15 protein-coding genes are annotated in these 13,274 nt (G+C 69.6%); 12 read left to right on the top strand and 3 right to left on the bottom strand.

Annotated features, from left to right (window positions below; translation table 11 throughout):
• Positions 1-51: 51 nt before the first annotated feature.
• Positions 52-525, top strand: a complete 474-nt coding sequence (locus AU196_RS14415) for a MarR family winged helix-turn-helix transcriptional regulator (protein ID WP_059095761.1) — start codon at positions 52-54, stop codon at positions 523-525.
• On the opposite strand, the gene AU196_RS14410 is transcribed toward AU196_RS14415, so the two are convergent.
• Positions 522-2,123, bottom strand: a complete 1,602-nt coding sequence (locus AU196_RS14410; protein ID WP_059095760.1) for a Na+/H+ antiporter — start codon at positions 2,121-2,123, stop codon at positions 522-524. The two genes, AU196_RS14415 and AU196_RS14410, sit on opposite strands and share 4 nt — an antisense overlap.
• Before the next feature lie 42 nt (positions 2,124-2,165).
• Between AU196_RS14410 and AU196_RS14405 the strand changes: the two genes are divergently transcribed.
• Genes AU196_RS14405 through AU196_RS14380 form a run of 6 tightly spaced genes read left to right on the top strand, consistent with a single transcriptional unit; the run spans position 2,166 to position 6,291 of the window.
• Positions 2,166-2,495 carry a UBP-type zinc finger domain-containing protein gene (locus tag AU196_RS14405; protein ID WP_059095759.1) on the top strand — a complete coding sequence of 110 codons (330 nt, stop codon included), beginning with the start codon at positions 2,166-2,168 and terminating at the stop codon, positions 2,493-2,495.
• 22 nt (positions 2,496-2,517) lie between these two features.
• Positions 2,518-3,777, top strand: coding sequence for a formate-dependent phosphoribosylglycinamide formyltransferase (gene purT / locus AU196_RS14400; protein ID WP_059095758.1), 1,260 nt, complete (start codon positions 2,518-2,520; stop codon positions 3,775-3,777).
• Between the two features lie 3 nt (positions 3,778-3,780).
• On the top strand, positions 3,781-4,239 hold the full coding sequence (locus tag AU196_RS14395; RefSeq protein WP_059095757.1) for an Rv0361 family membrane protein: 459 nt from the start codon (positions 3,781-3,783) through the stop codon (positions 4,237-4,239).
• Positions 4,240-4,258: 19 nt separating this feature from the next.
• Complete coding sequence (locus AU196_RS14390) at positions 4,259-4,672, top strand: rhodanese-like domain-containing protein (RefSeq protein WP_059095756.1); 414 nt, start codon at positions 4,259-4,261, stop codon at positions 4,670-4,672.
• Complete coding sequence (locus tag AU196_RS14385; RefSeq protein ID WP_059095755.1) at positions 4,669-5,907, top strand: O-succinylhomoserine sulfhydrylase; 1,239 nt, start codon at positions 4,669-4,671, stop codon at positions 5,905-5,907. Before AU196_RS14390 ends, AU196_RS14385 begins: the two co-directional genes overlap by 4 nt.
• On the top strand, positions 5,908-6,291 hold the full coding sequence (locus AU196_RS14380; RefSeq protein ID WP_059095754.1) for a hypothetical protein: 384 nt from the start codon (positions 5,908-5,910) through the stop codon (positions 6,289-6,291).
• A 22-nt stretch (positions 6,292-6,313) separates the two neighbouring features.
• Here AU196_RS14380 and AU196_RS14375 read toward each other — a convergent pair whose 3' ends face one another.
• Positions 6,314-7,177 (bottom strand): SDR family oxidoreductase, encoded by an 864-nt coding sequence (locus tag AU196_RS14375; protein WP_059095753.1) that lies wholly within the window; start codon positions 7,175-7,177, stop codon positions 6,314-6,316.
• Positions 7,178-7,236: 59 nt separating this feature from the next.
• Here AU196_RS14375 and AU196_RS14370 point away from each other — a divergent pair, with 59 nt between their 5' ends.
• Together AU196_RS14370 and AU196_RS14365 are read left to right on the top strand one after the other, a co-directional pair.
• On the top strand, positions 7,237-7,731 hold the full coding sequence (locus AU196_RS14370; RefSeq protein WP_059095752.1) for a GNAT family N-acetyltransferase: 495 nt from the start codon (positions 7,237-7,239) through the stop codon (positions 7,729-7,731).
• A gap of 20 nt (positions 7,732-7,751) precedes the next feature.
• Complete coding sequence (locus tag AU196_RS14365; RefSeq protein WP_059095751.1) at positions 7,752-8,060, top strand: hypothetical protein; 309 nt, start codon at positions 7,752-7,754, stop codon at positions 8,058-8,060.
• On the opposite strand, the gene AU196_RS14360 is transcribed toward AU196_RS14365, so the two are convergent.
• Entirely contained in the window at positions 8,057-8,788 is a 732-nt protein-coding gene (locus AU196_RS14360) for an MBL fold metallo-hydrolase (RefSeq protein ID WP_059095750.1), read from the bottom strand. The two genes, AU196_RS14365 and AU196_RS14360, sit on opposite strands and share 4 nt — an antisense overlap.
• 35 nt (positions 8,789-8,823) lie before the next feature.
• On the opposite strand from AU196_RS14360, the gene fgd reads away from it, so the two are divergent.
• The 3 genes from fgd (at position 8,824) to AU196_RS14345 (ending at position 13,171) form a co-directional block, all read left to right on the top strand.
• Positions 8,824-9,834 (top strand): glucose-6-phosphate dehydrogenase (coenzyme-F420), encoded by a 1,011-nt coding sequence (gene fgd, locus AU196_RS14355; protein WP_059095749.1) that lies wholly within the window; start codon positions 8,824-8,826, stop codon positions 9,832-9,834.
• Positions 9,835-9,899: 65 nt separating this feature from the next.
• Positions 9,900-11,987, top strand: coding sequence for a phosphate acetyltransferase (gene pta, locus AU196_RS14350; RefSeq protein WP_231737577.1), 2,088 nt, complete (start codon positions 9,900-9,902; stop codon positions 11,985-11,987).
• Positions 11,984-13,171: an acetate kinase gene (locus tag AU196_RS14345; RefSeq protein ID WP_059095747.1), complete on the top strand. Its 1,188-nt coding sequence runs from the start codon at positions 11,984-11,986 to the stop codon at positions 13,169-13,171. Before pta ends, AU196_RS14345 begins: the two co-directional genes overlap by 4 nt.
• The last annotated feature ends 103 nt before the right edge of the window (positions 13,172-13,274 follow it).

The following is a 13,274-nucleotide window of genomic DNA, read 5'->3' as shown; positions in this document are numbered from 1 at the left end:
CTATTCCCGATATTTCAGAAACTGAACATCTGCGCGGCCTATCCTCGTCGGGTGGCTGACGCCGACCGCGCCGCGCTCGAAGCGCTCATCGCCGCGGACGTGCGCGCCCTGTCGGCCGAGTCCGAACAGATCGGGCGGGTCTTCGCAGCCCGACATTCGTTGTCGTTGAACGATTTTCGAGCACTACTGCACGTCATCGTCGCCGAGACGGCCGGCCGGCCGCTGACCGCGGGCGACCTGCGCAGGCAGATGGGCATGTCGGGTGCGGCGATCACCTACCTCGTCGAGCGGATGATCACCTCCGGTCATCTTCGGCGCGAGTCCGACCCGGCCGACCGGCGCAAGGTGATCCTGCGGGTCGCCGAACACGGTATGGGGGTGGCCGGCGAGTTCTTCGCGCCCTTGAACGACCACACCACCCGCGCGATGGCCGGCATGCCCGACGACGACATCGCCGCCGCGCACCGCACGTTCGCGGCGCTGATCGACGCGATGGCGGCGTTCCGGCGCGACCTGGGCGACTAACGCCGGTTGAGCGTCGCCTCCTCGAGGTCGAGGCCGTACAGCACCGAGCGCAGCACCTCGTCGTCGATGTGCCCGCTATCGCGTTCGGCGATCAGCGTCGCGCGTTCGACGGCCAGCATCTCCAGCCGCAGCCGGCGGAACACCGCCGCAGGGCTCTCGCCGATGTCGGACTCGTCGCGGCCGAGTTGCTCCCACGCGGAGTTTCGCCGTCGCGTGTTCCAACCGCGCAGCACGTCGGCCGCGCGCTCCACCACGTCGTCGTCCGTGCCGTCGGACCGGTGCTGCGCGAGGATCTGGTCGAGGCGTTCGGCAGCCGCCCTGGACGCCCGGTCCTGTGCGGCCGCGGCCGCCACCGCATCGGTGTGCGCCTCGTCGCCCTGCACGCCCAGCCGCCGGATCAGCCACGGCAGCGTGAGCCCGTGCAGCAGCAGGGTGCCGACCACGACGACGAAGGTCAGGAACAGCAGTTGCGGCCGGCCCGGGAACTCGGCGCCGGTCAGCGTGGTCGCCGGCACCGCGAACGCCGCGGCCAGCGACACCACCCCGCGCATACCGGCCCACGCCACGACGAACACCTGCGCGGGCCTCGGGGCGGGCTCGCGGTCGCGCAGCGCGGGGGACACCAGCCGCGGCAGGTAGGCGAACAGGTAGACCCACGCGATCCGCACCGCGATGACCGTCGCGAGCACCGCCAGCGACGAGACCGTGAGGACCGCCGCGGAGACGCCCGCCAGTTCCTCGATCACCTTCGGCAGCTGCAGGCCGATCAACAGGAACGCGAACGACTCCAGCAGCAGCTGCACGGCCTTCCACACCGCGGAGTCCTGCAGTCGGGTCGCGTAGCTCGCGTTGGTCGAGTGCTGTCCGAGGATGAGTGCGGCCACCACCACCGCGAGCACCCCCGAACCGTGCACCTCCTCGGCCAGCAGGTAGATGCCGAACGGGGCCACCAGGCCCAGGGCGCTCTCGACCAGCGGATCGCGCAACCGCGACCGCACGGAGACGATCACCGCGCCCAGCGCGCCGCCGACGAGCACACCGCCGACCGCGGCCAGTGCGAACGTCCCCAGCCCGCCGGTCCAGCTGGCCGACCCGCCGATCGCCAGGCCGAGCGCGACCTTGTAGGCGGTCAGCGCGGTCGCGTCGTTGAGCAGGCTCTCGCCGCCCAGCAGCGTCATCAGCCGGCGGGGCAGACCCAGCCTGCGGCCCACCGCGGTCGCCGACACCGCATCGGGCGGCGCCACGATCGCGCCCAGCGTCAGCGCCGCGGCGACGGTGAGTTCGGGCACCGCGAGATAGGCCACCACCCCGACCGCGAACGTCGTCGCCAGCGGCAACCCGACCGCCAGCATCCCGATCGACCGCACGTTGCGCCGGAGGGCCACGTAGCTGCTCTCCAGTCCGGCCGACCACAGCAACGGCGGCAGCACGACGTACAGCACGAGGTCGGGATCGAGCTGAATGTCGGGCATGCCGGGGATCAGCCCGGCTGCCAGCCCGGCGACCACCAGCGCGAGCGGGGCCGACACGTCGGCCCGGCGCGCCACCGCCGCCAGCAGCACCGCGGCGACCAGGACGGCCAGCAATGAGGGACCCACCTCGGGAATCCTCCTCTCGTCGCGTCCGTATCCTCGATCACCATGCGCAGCAGAGCACGTCGAGCCACCCGGCGGGCGCAGGACACGGCGGCGCCCCGCACGTGTGAGCACCTGGCGGTGTCCGGTGTCGAAGCGGTCAACACCGCGCCGCCGCCGAACACTCCCGGCCGATGCGAAGGGTGCGCCGACCTGGGCGAGAACACGTGGGCGCACCTGCGCATGTGCCTGACGTGTGGGTACGTCGGCTGCTGCGATTCCAGCCCACATCAGCACGCCACCGCGCACTTCCAGCACACCGGGCATCCGGTCATGCGGTCGGCCGAACCGGGGGAGTCGTGGCGGTGGTGCTACATCGACCTCCGGGTGGGATGACCATCTGGCAGGCTGGCGGGCGATGACTGAATCAACCGACGCCGACACACCCGTCACGGACCCGGAGGTGGTGATCCCGCCGACGGCGCCGGCCGCGCCGAGGAGCACGGTGCTGCTGCTCGGCGCCGGGGAACTCAGTCGGGAACTGGCGCTGGCCTTCCAGCGACTGGGTGCGGTAGTGGTGGCCGTCGACCGGTACGCCGACGCGCCGGCGCACGGGGTGGCCGACCGCTCGGCCGTCGTCCGGTTGACCGACACCGAAGCCGTCGCCGCGCTCATCGAGCGCGAGAAGCCGCGGTACGTGGTGGCGCAGTCGGGCGCCATCGCCGCCGACGCGTTGATCGCCGTCGCCGAACGCGACGGCATCGACGTGTTCCCGACGCCGCGCAGCACCCGCCTCGGGCAGGACCGCGAAGGGCTGCGCCGGCTGGCCTCCGACGAGCTCGGCCTGCCGACCGCCCCGTTCTGGTTCGCCGGGTCCGCCGAGGAACTCGGCGCGGTGGCCCAGCACGCCGGGTTCCCGCTCGTCGTCAAACCCATCTCCGGCGCTCCGGGGGAGGGGCAGTCGGTCCTGCTGCGCGCCGAGGACGTCGAACCCGCCTGGCGGCGTGCGATCGCCGCGGGGCGCATCACCCACAACCGGGTGATGGCGGAGACCGTCGTCGAGGTCGACTACGAGGTGACACTGCTGACGGTCCGCAGCACCGGCGCGACCGGCCCCACGCTGACGTTCTGCGAACCGATCGGCCACCGCCCCGGCGATGGCGACGCGCTCGAGTCGTGGCAGCCGCAGCAGATGACGCCCGCGGCGCTGGACGCCGCGAAGTCGATCGCCGCGCGCATCGTCAACTCGCTGGGCGGACGGGGCGTCTTCGCCGTCGAGCTGCTGGTGCGCGGCGACGAGGTGTACTTCTCGGACGTCCGGGCCCGGCCGCAGGACACCGGCCTGGTGACGCTGCGTTCCCAGCGGCTCTCGCAGTTCGAACTGCACGCCCGGGCGGTCCTCGGCCTGGAGGTCGACACGATCATGATCTCGCCCGGTGCGGCGGAGGTCCGTTATGCGGGCACCGAGACCTCGGTGGCCGAACCGTCGGGTGCCGACATCTCCGCGGTGGTGGCCGAGGCGCTGGCCACCCAGGAGAGCGATGTGCGGCTGTTCGGCCGCCCGGACGAGACCGACGGCCGGCGCCGGCTCGGGGTCGCCCTGGCCACCGCACCCGACGTGATCATCGCCAGGGACCGCGCCCGCCGGGTGGGCGCCGCGCTGCGCAAGCTGTGGTGAGCGATGCCCGCTGAACCCGGCCCGGACACCGGCCGCCCCAGTGACCGGCCCACCGCCGCGCCGTTCATGATCGCGCTGGTGATCATTGTGCTCGTCGTGATCGGTATCTGGCTGGTGAACGCGTTCGAGGGTGACGAACCCACTCCAGAACAGCTCATCGGCCGCGCCGCAGCCGCCCAGAACGACGCGCTGCAGCGCGGCAGCTATCAGGACTACCAGGCCCACACATGTCGGGCGGAGCACGCGACCGAAGCGGAAGTGCTTGCGCGGCAGCAGAAGTCGTCAGCAGAACAGGGCGACCGGTTCATCGACGGCGTGAGCGACGTCGCGGTCGAAGGCGACCGGGCCACCGCCACCGTCACCTATCACTTCGACAGGTCGGAAGACGACAAGTTCGGGGTGACGACGACCTTCGTCCTGGAGGACGGAGCGTGGAAGGTGTGTTCGACCGCTTCCGGCTAGGTGTGCGAGACTCACGGCCGTGAGTTATGCGGGAGACATCACGCCCGAGGAGGCCTGGCAGCTCCTCGACGGCGACCCGAACGCGGTGCTGGTCGACGTCCGCACCGATGCCGAGTGGCGCTTCGTGGGGGTGCCCGATCTGTCGTCGCTGTCCCGCGATGCCGTGTTCATCGAGTGGAACCGGACCGACGGCGCCCGCAACGAGGGTTTCGTCGACGATCTGAAGGCCGCGGGGATCACGCCCGGTGAGCGCCCGGTGGTGTTCCTGTGCCGCTCCGGTAACCGCTCGATCGGCGCCGCCGAGGCCGCGACCGAGGCGGGGATCGGGCCGTCGTACAACATCCTCGACGGCTTCGAAGGTGACCTCGACGAACAGAAGCACCGCGGCCGCACCGGCTGGAAGGCCGTGGGGCTGCCCTGGAAGCAGTCATGACCTCTGAGGTGCCGTCGCGGACGCAAGGAGCACAGACACCTTCGGTGCGTCGGCCCGCCGAACTGCCCGAGGGTGTCAGCCAGGCGACGCTGGGCGTGCGCGGCGGTCTGCTGCGCTCGGGCTTCGAGGAGACCGCCGAGGCCATGTACCTCACCTCGGGGTACGTCTACGCGTCGGCCGCCGAGGCGGAGAAGGCGTTCACCGGTGAGATCGACCGGTACGTGTATTCGCGCTACGGCAACCCGACGATCTCGATGTTCGAGGAGCGGCTGCGGCTGATCGAGGACGCGCCTGCGTGCTTCGCGACCGCGACGGGAATGGCGGCGGTGTTCACGTCGCTGGGTGCGTTGCTGGGCGCGGGAGACCGGTTGGTGGCGGCGCGGTCGCTGTTCGGCTCGTGCTTCGTCGTCTGCAACGAGATCCTGCCGCGCTGGGGTGTGGAGACCGTGTTCGTCGACGGCGACGATCTCTCGCAGTGGGAGGAGGCGCTGTCGGTCCCCACGCAGGCGGTCTTCTTCGAGACGCCGTCGAACCCGATGCAGTCGCTGGTCGACATCGCCGCGGTCTGCGATTTGGCGCATGCGGCGGGCGCAAAGGTGGTGTTGGACAACGTCTTCGCGACCCCTCTCCTGCAGCAGGGCATGCCGCTGGGCGCGGACGTGGTGGTGTACTCCGGCACCAAGCACATCGACGGCCAGGGCCGGGTGCTCGGCGGCGCCATCCTCGGTTCGCAGGAGTACATCGACGGCCCGGTGCAGAAGCTGATGCGCCACACCGGTCCGGCGATCAGCGCGTTCAACGCCTGGACGCTGTTGAAGGGGCTCGAGACGCTGGCGGTGCGGGTGGACCACTCGAACCGGTCGGCGCAGCGGATCGCCGAATTCCTCGAGGGACATCCGTCGGTGAGTTGGGTGAAATACCCGTTCTTGGAGTCACATCCGCAGTACGACCTGGCGAAGCGGCAGATGAGTGGCGGCGGCACCGTCGTCACCTTCGAACTCTCCGGCGGCAAGGACCGGGCCTTCGAGGTGCTCGACAAGCTGGAGTTGATCGACATCTCCAACAACCTCGGCGACGCCAAGTCGTTGATCACGCACCCCGCCACCACGACCCACCGGGCGATGGGCCCCGAGGGTCGCGCCGCGATCGGTCTGGGCGACGGCGTGGTGCGGGTGTCGGTCGGGCTGGAGGGCACCGACGATCTGATCCGGGACCTGGACCGGGCGCTGAGCTAGGTGTCGAGGCGCTCGGAGGCGAAGAAGGCGCGGCGGCGCAAGCGTCAGGCGGCGCGTGGGCCGCGGTTCGTGATCGACGGCCCCGAGGACGAGGGTCTGCTCGTCGACGAGGTGATCACCTCGCGCGGTTGGGAATTCGACGTCGACAACTCGAGCGACGAGATGGTCACGTGGTATTTCCCGCCGTCGGGCATCTCGTCGGAGGACGAGACCGTCGAGACGGTGACGCGGATCTGGCTGACCGAAGACGAGGAGTGGCACGTGATTTTCGTGGGCGCGGGCGCCGACGGTGTCGACTACGTCTTCTCGGCCGAGGCGCTGCTCGACCACCTCGAGACCATCGAGGGATATCGGGCCGGGGATCCGGTGCCCGAGTTCGCGTAGGCAGGCGCAGTTCGGCGAGGGGTCAGCCCTTCTCGCCGCCCTCGACCACGCCGAGCGCCGTCTGCGCGCGGTCCTCGTAGCTCTTGCGCTGGGCGGTGTCGAACTCGAGGAACACGTTGTCCAGCCCGAGCTTCCTGTTCATCCATCGCCGACCGCGCGGGCCGAGCATCTGCGCCGCCTGCGCGGTGAAGCGCAAGAACGGCGGCACCGACACGTGCGTCTTCGGCTTGTCGAGCGTCTTGACGATCGCCGCCGCGATGTCCTCGGGCTCGACCGGCTTGGTTCCCGGCGTCTCCTTGGTCCCCGAGATCAACTCGGTCCGGGTGAACGGGGGCATCACCACCGAGACGTGTACACCGTGGGGTGCCATCTCGTCCGCCAGTGCCGCCGACAGCCCCACCACGCCGAACTTCGCGCCGACGTACACCACCTGACCCGGGACGGGAATCACCCCGGACAGCGACGCGATGTTGATGATGTGACCACGCCGCCGAGCGATCATGTCGGGCAGCGCCAGCTGACATCCGGCGATCACCCCGTAGAGGTTGACCTCGATCGACGACCGGATCGCCCGTTCGGACTGCTCGAGGAAGGGGCCGATCGGCATCACGCCGGCGTTGTTGATCAGCACGTCGATGTGGCCGCCGCCGTCGGTCCGCGCCTTGTCCAGGAACGTCGCGAAGGACTCGCGGTCGGTGACATCGAGCGGATAGCCCGACACCGGTCCCAACTTGGTCAGCTGCGCGACCGCCGACTCTTGCAGCGCCACGTCACGATCGCCGATGACGACGCTGGCGCCCCGCGCCAGCAGAGCCTTCGCCGTGGCGTAACCGATACCGCGAGCGGCGCCGGTGATCGCGATGGTCTTGCCACTGATGTTGTCCATGCCGCCGAACTTTACAGGTGTCAATTCTTGATCGGAAGTGGGTCTGACAGGGTGATCCGGTGATCGAGGACTTGCGGTTCGTGTCCGTGGACCAGACCGACCCGCTGGCGGAACCCCTGCTCGGTGAACTCGCCGTCGAGTACGCCGACCGCTACGAGGGCCGCGCCGAGGCGATCCTGGCGTGGCTGCGCAGGTATCCGGCCGCCGAGTTCGCCCCGCCGGACGGCGCCATGCTGGTCGGACTGCTCGGCGACACACCCGTGACCGGCGGCGCGTTCCGCCGCTTCGGTCTCGTCGAGGGAGTCGCGACCGCCGAACTCAAACGCATCTGGACCGACAGCGCGCATCGCCGGCGGGGCTTCGGCCGCGCCCTGCTCGCCGTCCTGGAGCGCGAGATCGCCGCCCGCGGTTATCGCCGGGTCTACCTCACCACCGGTGACCGGCAGCCCGAGGCCGAGGCGCTCTACCTCGCCACCGGATATCAGCGGTTCGCCGAACCGCTGCCCGCCGAGGGTGAGGTGTATCCGGTGGCCTTCGCCAAGATGCTGCCGTGACCGCTTTGTAGGCTGGCGCAATGCCGTTGGCGGTGGGGGTGTCACAGGCGGCCGCGGGGTGGCTGATCCTGCTCGCCGCGGCCGTCATCACCGCCGTGGGCGTGTCGTTGAGGGCGTTCGTCGGCCGCCGTGCCGACCGCCATGTGCTCGGCCGCCTGACCCGCCGGCTGCGGGAGACCGGGCTGGGGCGCATCCTGTTCGGCCCCGTGCAGCGGGACGCGCTCGACCCCGATGAACTCGACCACATGATCCTGATGCCGACGATCGTGGTGGCGTGCGGCCTGTGCCTGACCGCGGTGTTCCTGCTCGGCTACCGGATCCTGACCTAGCGCGCGGCCGCCTGCGCGGCCTCGCGGACCGGTCCCCGCCACAGCGGACCGTGGCCGGGCAACAGCACATCGGTCTCCAGCGACGCCAACGCGGCGAGGCTGGCCACGCACCGGGCCTGATCGTGGTTGAACAGCTCGGGCAGCAGCTGCGGCCGGGTGTCGGCGAGCAGGGGGTGGCCGGTCACCAGGGCGTCCCCGCTGACCAGTACGCCGTCGACGACGTAGGAGCAGTGCCCGCCCGTGTGGCCGGGCGTCGGGACCGCCCGCGGTGTTCCGGGCAGCGTCGCGGCGACCGCGTCCGTGAGAGCCTGCGCGGTCGGGATGCCGCCGCGGTACGTACCGCCCTTGCGGATGATCGCGAGCGACCACGTCAGCCATCGCGGTTGCCACGCATGCCGGGCCACCTCGAGCGGTGACACCTGCTCGAGGTGGTCGCGCCTGGCGTGGCCGACCTCGTCGGCGTGCGCGTAGACCGGTACACCGTGCGTCTCGGCGAACCAGATCGCCGAACCGAAGTGGTCGATGTGGGCGTGCGTCAACAGGATTGCGCGGATGTCGTCGATGCGGAAACCCAACTGTCGCACCGAATCCACGACGTCGTCGCGGTGACCGGGATAGCCGGCGTCGATGAGCATCAGGCCCCGGTCGTCGGCCACCAGGGTCCAGTTCACCAGGTCGGTCTGCGCGAGGTGGACCCGCTCGGTGACGGCCGTGAGGGCTGCTGCCATGCCGCGAGTGTAGGCAGAGGAGTAGAAACAACTACGTGGCTGAACTCAAACTCGGATACAAGGCATCGGCGGAGCAGTTCGCGCCGCGTGAACTCGTCGAGCTGGCGGTGGCCGCCGAAGAGCACGGGATGGACAGCGCCACGGTCAGCGACCACTTCCAGCCGTGGCGTCACGAGGGTGGGCATGCGCCGTTCTCGTTGGCGTGGATGACCGCGGTGGGTGAGCGCACCGAGCGGCTGCAGTTGGGGACGTCGGTGTTGACGCCGACGTTCCGGTACAACCCGGCGGTGATCGCGCAGGCGTTCGCGACGATGGCGTGTCTGTACCCGGGCCGGATCTTCCTCGGCGTGGGCACCGGTGAGGCGCTCAACGAGATCGCGACGGGCTACGAGGGGGACTGGCCGGACTTCAAGGAGCGGTTCGCGCGGTTGCGGGAGTCGGTGCGGCTGATGCGCGAGTTGTGGCTGGGGGATCGCGTCGATTTCGACGGCGAGTACTACCGCACCAAGGGTGCGTCGATCTACGACGTGCCCGACGGTGGTGTGCCGGTGTACATCGCCGCGGGCGGGCCGGTGGTGGCGAAGTACGCCGGCCGTGCCGGTGACGGCTTCATCTGCACCTCGGGCAAGGGTGAGGAGCTGTACAAGGACAAGTTGATGCCCGCGGTGGCCGAGGGTGCCGATGCGGCGGGCAAGAACGTCGACGAGGTCGACAAGATGATCGAGATCAAGATCTCCTACGACACGGATCCGGAACTGGCGCTGGAGAATACGCGGTTCTGGGCGCCGTTGTCGTTGACGGCCGAGCAGAAGCACAGCATCGACGATCCGATCGAGATGGAGAAGGCCGCCGACGAGTTGCCGATCGAGCAGGTCGCCAAGCGGTGGATCGTCGCATCGGATCCGGACGAGGCGGTGGAGAAGGTCAAGGACTACGTGGGGTGGGGCCTGAACCACTTGGTGTTCCACGCCCCCGGCCATGATCAGCGCCGCTTCCTGGAGCTGTTCCAGCGCGACCTCGAGCCACGCCTGCGCAAACTCGGCTGAGGCTCACCCCGCCGTCGGCGGCCGGACTGTTGGCCGCGATGCCGCTGATGCGGCAGGCTATGAGGGTGTCTGACGAGGCCGCACCGCGCGTATCCGCCATCTACGTCGCGTCGCCGGAAGGCGACACAGGAAAATCGACCATCGCGCTCGGACTGCTCGACCGTCTGACGGCCACCGCGGCCAGAGTCGGGGTGTTCCGCCCCATCACCCGACAGGGTCCGGCGCGGGACTACATCCTCGAGTTGCTGCTCGCGCACGCCACGGCGGGCCTGCCGTACGAGCAGTGTGTCGGGGTCAGCTACCACGACCTGCACGAGGACCCCGACAACGCGCTCGGTGACATCGTCGACCGCTTCCACCGCGTCGCCGACCAGTGCGATGCGGTCCTCATCGTCGGCAGCGACTACACCGACGTGGCCAGCCCCAGCGAGCTGTCGATGAACGCGCGGATCGCCGCCAACCTCAGCGCGCCCGTCGTCCTCGCCGTCAAGGCACGCGGCCGCACCCCGGACGAGGTCGTCCAGGTCGTGGAGGTCTGCCTCGACGAGATCGCCGCCCAGCACGCCCACACCGCCGCCGTGGTGGCCAACCGGTGTGATCCGGACCGGCTCGCCGAGGTGCGTGAGGCGCTGAAACGCGACGGCACCCCGCAGGTCTACGTCCTGCCCGAGGAACCCCTGTTGGTCGCGCCCTCGGTCGCCGAACTGCGTGACGCCGTCGACGGCACCGTGATCAGCGGCGACGAGACGCTCCTGCACCGCGAAGCGATGGACGTGCTGGTCGCCGGGATGACCGCCGAGCACGTCCTGGAACGGTTGACCGAGGGTGTCACGGTGGTCACGCCGGGCGACCGGTCCGACGTCGTCCTCGCCGTGGCGAGCGCGCATTCGGCCGAGGGTTTCCCGTCGTTGTCGAGCATCATCCTCAACGGTGGTCTGGAACTGCATCCGTCGATCGCCAGGCTGGTCGCCGGCCTGCGACTGCGTCTGCCGATCGTCGCCACCGACTACGGCACGTTCGAGACCGCGAGCCGGGTGGCGGGGACCAGGGGGCGGGTCACCGCCGCGTCGGCACGCAAGATCGACACCGCGCTGACGCTGATGGAGGCCCACGTCGACACGGCGGAACTGTTGAGCCGGCTGGCGATCCCGATCCCGACCGTCACCACGCCGCAGATGTTCACCTACCAACTCCTCGACCGGGCGCGCGCGGACCGCAAGCGCATCGTGCTTCCGGAGGGCGACGACGACCGCATCCTCAAGGCCGCAGGCCGGCTGCTGCAGCGCGGCGTCGCGGATCTGACGATCCTCGGCGAGGAGGCGCAGGTGCGGGCCCGCGCAGCCGAACTCGGCGTCGACCTGAGCGCCGCGGCGGTGCTCGATCCGCGCACCAGCGAGCTGTGCGACCAGTTCGCCGAGCAGTACGCCGAACTGCGCAAGCACAAGGGCGTGACCCTGGAGCAGGCCCGCGAGATCATCCACGACGTCTCGTATTTCGGCACCATGCTGGTGCACAACGACATGGTCGACGGGATGGTCTCCGGGGCGGCGCACACCACAGCCCACACAGTTCGTCCGGCGTTCGAGATCATCAAGACCCTGCCCGACGTGTCGACGGTGTCGAGCATCTTCCTGATGTGCCTGGCCGACCGCGTGCTCGCCTACGGCGACTGCGCCATCGTCCCCGACCCGACGTCCGAACAGCTCGCCGACATCGCGATCTCCTCCGCCCGCACCGCGGCGCAGTTCGGCATCGAGCCGCGGGTGGCGATGCTGTCGTATTCGACCGGTACGTCCGGAACCGGCGCGGAGGTCGAAAAGGTGCGGGCAGCAACAGAATTGGTCCACAAGCGGGAACCGGACATGTTGGTGGAGGGGCCGATCCAGTACGACGCCGCCGTGGAGCCGTCGGTCGCCAAGACCAAGATGCCGGATTCACCCGTCGCCGGACGGGCCACCGTACTGATCTTCCCCGACCTCAACACCGGCAACAACACCTACAAGGCGGTGCAGCGCAGCGCCGGCGCGATCGCGATCGGGCCGGTGCTGCAGGGGTTGAATCAACCGGTCAACGACCTGTCGCGCGGCGCACTGGTCGAGGACATCGTCAACACGGTCGCGATCACCGCGATCCAGGCGCAGGGGGAGCGATGACGCGCACCGTTCTGGTACTGAACTCCGGCTCCTCGTCGCTGAAATTCCAACTGATCGACCCGGATTCGGGCTTGTCCCTCGCCGACGGGATCGTCGAGCGCATCGGCGAGGACTCGTCGTCGGCGAGTCTGGTGTGCGGCGAGCGGGAGATCACGCACAGCGACCGGGTGCCCGACCACGAGGCCGCGCTGCGCACCGCCTACGGCATGTTCGACGAGGCCGGGGCCGAGCTGGGCAGTGTCGGACTGGTCGCGGTCGGACATCGGGTGGTGCACGGCGGCCCTGACCTCTACGAGCCGACGGTGATCGACGACGGACTGGTCGACACCATCGAGGAGCTGGCTCCGATGGCGCCGCTGCACAACCCGCCTGCCGTGCTCGGCATCCGCGAGGCCCGCAAGGCGTTCCCGGATCTGCCGCACGTCGCGGTGTTCGACACCGCCTTCTTCCACGACTTGCCCGCTGCCGCAGCCACGTACGCGATCGACCGCGACATCGCGACGCAATGGCACATCCGGCGGTACGGCTTCCACGGCACGTCGCACCAGTACGTCAGTGAGCAGGCGGCGGTGTTCCTCGACGCCCCGTTGTCGTCGTTGAGCCAGATCGTGCTGCACCTGGGCAACGGCGCATCGGCGTCGGCGATCGTCGGTGGCCGGCCGGTGGACACCTCGATGGGCCTGACGCCGATGGAAGGTCTGGTGATGGGCACCCGATCCGGCGACCTCGACCCCGGCGTGCTCGTCTACCTGTGGCGCACCGCGGGAATGACTGTCGACGACATCGAGACGATGCTCAACAAGCGCGCAGGCGTGCGCGGTCTCGGCGGTGAGATCGACTTCCGGGTGCTGCATCAGCGCATCGAAAGCGGCGACAAGGACGCGCAACTCGCCTACGAGGTGTACATCCACCGGTTGCGCAAGTACATCGGGGCCTACCTCGCCCTGCTGGGCGGCGCCGACGTCATCGTCTTCACCGCCGGGGTGGGCGAGAACGACGCGGCGGTGCGACGCGATGCGCTGTCGGGCCTCGGGCGGCTGGGCATCGAACTGGACGAGCATCTCAACGACAGCCCGTCGCACACCGCGCGCCGCATCTCGGCGGAGACGTCGCCCACCACGGTGCTCGTCATCCCGACCAACGAGGAGTTGGCGATCGCACGGGCGTGCGTCGAGGTCCTTTAGTTCGGCCGTGTCCGCTGCGTCGAGTGTGTCCTCATGGCGGGTGTTCGGCCGAAATCACGCCGTGACGACACACTGGGCGCCCTGAGAGCACGCTCGGGTTGTG

It is taken from the genome of Mycobacterium sp. IS-1742, from assembly GCF_001500125.1.
GTDB lineage: Bacteria > Actinomycetota > Actinomycetes > Mycobacteriales > Mycobacteriaceae > Mycobacterium.
The sequence above is the reverse complement of the archived record's forward strand: the minus strand, read 5'-3'. Positions and strand labels throughout refer to the sequence as shown.

Excerpts from the sequence above, each read along its gene's own strand:
- AU196_RS14405 (WP_059095759.1), top strand. The coding sequence starts at position 2,166 with ATGCGCAGCAGAGCACGTCGAGCCACCCGGCGGGCGCAGGACACGGCG.
- purT (WP_059095758.1), top strand. The coding sequence starts at position 2,518 with ATGACTGAATCAACCGACGCCGACACACCCGTCACGGACCCGGAGGTG.
- AU196_RS14395 (WP_059095757.1), top strand. The coding sequence starts at position 3,781 with ATGCCCGCTGAACCCGGCCCGGACACCGGCCGCCCCAGTGACCGGCCC.
- AU196_RS14385 (WP_059095755.1), top strand. The coding sequence starts at position 4,669 with ATGACCTCTGAGGTGCCGTCGCGGACGCAAGGAGCACAGACACCTTCG.
- AU196_RS14375 (WP_059095753.1), bottom strand. The coding sequence starts at position 7,177 with ATGGACAACATCAGTGGCAAGACCATCGCGATCACCGGCGCCGCTCGC.
- AU196_RS14365 (WP_059095751.1), top strand. The coding sequence starts at position 7,752 with ATGCCGTTGGCGGTGGGGGTGTCACAGGCGGCCGCGGGGTGGCTGATC.
- AU196_RS14360 (WP_059095750.1), bottom strand. The coding sequence starts at position 8,788 with ATGGCAGCAGCCCTCACGGCCGTCACCGAGCGGGTCCACCTCGCGCAG.
- AU196_RS14345 (WP_059095747.1), top strand. The coding sequence starts at position 11,984 with ATGACGCGCACCGTTCTGGTACTGAACTCCGGCTCCTCGTCGCTGAAA.